Origin of the sequence: Pseudomonas sp. MWU12-2345, assembly GCF_023242385.1 — a bacterium.
GTDB classification, from domain to species: domain Bacteria; phylum Pseudomonadota; class Gammaproteobacteria; order Pseudomonadales; family Pseudomonadaceae; genus Aquipseudomonas; species Aquipseudomonas gingeri_D.
This window is the reverse complement of the sequence record NZ_JALLJA010000048.1, coordinates 1-1,357: the sequence shown is the minus strand read 5'-3', so window position 1 is coordinate 1,357 and position 1,357 is coordinate 1. Positions and strand designations below refer to the sequence as shown.

The 1,357-nt window shown below is 55.9% G+C and carries 1 protein-coding gene; it reads right to left on the bottom strand.

Annotated elements, in window-relative coordinates; genetic code table 11:
* Window positions 1-255: 255 nt before the first annotated feature.
* A complete protein-coding gene (locus tag M5C71_RS33570; RefSeq protein ID WP_248769700.1) occupies window positions 256-1,281 on the bottom strand; it encodes an IS110 family transposase in 1,026 nt (341 codons plus the stop codon).
* Window positions 1,282-1,357 lie beyond the last annotated feature (76 nt).

Here is a 1,357-nt window from a genome sequence, read left to right as displayed (position 1 = left end):
ATCTATGGTCACCCCCATTTTTGCAATGCTGATTAACGGGCGATGTGGTGGCTTGCTTAAATCTATCCGGCGTCTGCTGGGGTAAGCCCCGCGCCACGATGAGAGTCGCGCCTGGCGATCCTTAAAAACCCGTGCGGCTTAAAAAGCCAGATGTTTATCCAGGATCTTCGCTAGGCCGGTTGGCCGTTCACATCATCTGTTGTCAGCTATCGCAAAACCTGAAGGGTGAGTCGTGGTGCAGCAACAACAACGAGATCAGGCAGCCATAGCGTCTGATCCCGCTTCAAACTCGGTATGGTGTGCCGCTATCGCCCAGGCGATACGCGCCAGCTTATTGGCCAGGGCGCAGGCCACCACATTTGCGTGGCGTCGCATCAGCAGCGATCGCACCCATAGGGCTAGCGGTCCTTTCTGGCGGTCCAAATGCAACATGTAGACTCTTGCGCATTGCACTAGCAAACGTCTGAGATTCTTGTCTCCCCGTTTACTGATTCCTAGCAGATTGGCCTTGCCACCGGTGCTGTACTGCCTGGGCACCAGGCCGACAGACGCAGCAAAATCACGACTGCATCCGTACTGTTTGCCGTCGCCGATTTCCACAGCCAGCAGGCTGGCGGTGATCGGCCCGACACACGGCATGCCTAGCAAACGGCGACCTAGATCATCGTCGGCCAGTTGGCCTGCCAGCTCTTTGTCCAACTCCTGGATCTGCTCATCCAAGTAGAAGAAGTGCTCATGCAAGCGTTGTAACAGTATCGTCAGCCGAATGGGCATTTCATGCTCCGCTAAGATGACGGCCAAACGTTTCATCATTGCCAGTCCTTGCGGCAGGCTGATGCCAAACTCGAGCAGGAAGCCATGCATCTGATTGACGGCCTTGGTGCGGTCGCGGATCAGCGATTCGCGCAGGCGATGCAATACTGAAAGGGTTTGCTGGGCTTCGGTCTTGGGTGAAACGAAGCGCATCGTCGGGCGTGAAGCGGCTTCGCAGATGGCCTGTGCATCGACGAAATCGTTTTTGTTGCCCTTGACGAAGGGTTTAACGAACTGTGGGGAAATCAGCTTGGCCTGATGCCCTAGGGCAGTCAGCTCGCGAGCAACGAAATGTGCCCCGGCGCAGGCTTCCATCACCACGGTGCATGCTGGCAGATTGGCAAAGAAGCGCATCATTTGCTGTCGTGAGAGCTTCTTGCGAAACAGCTCTCGGCCAGGTTTGTCCTGGCCGTGCAGATGAAAGGTGTGTTTGCCGAGGTCGATACCGACCAGTGCCAAATCGCTCATGGTGATGGTCTCCGAAATAAAAATACCCTGCGAAAGCGTAGCCCTCGCAAGGTGTGGGGGTGACCATCTCATTACC

What these genes read in the sequence shown, in the direction of transcription:
- M5C71_RS33570 (WP_248769700.1), bottom strand. Translation starts at nt 1,281, where the DNA reads ATGAGCGATTTGGCACTGGTCGGTATCGACCTCGGCAAACACACCTTT.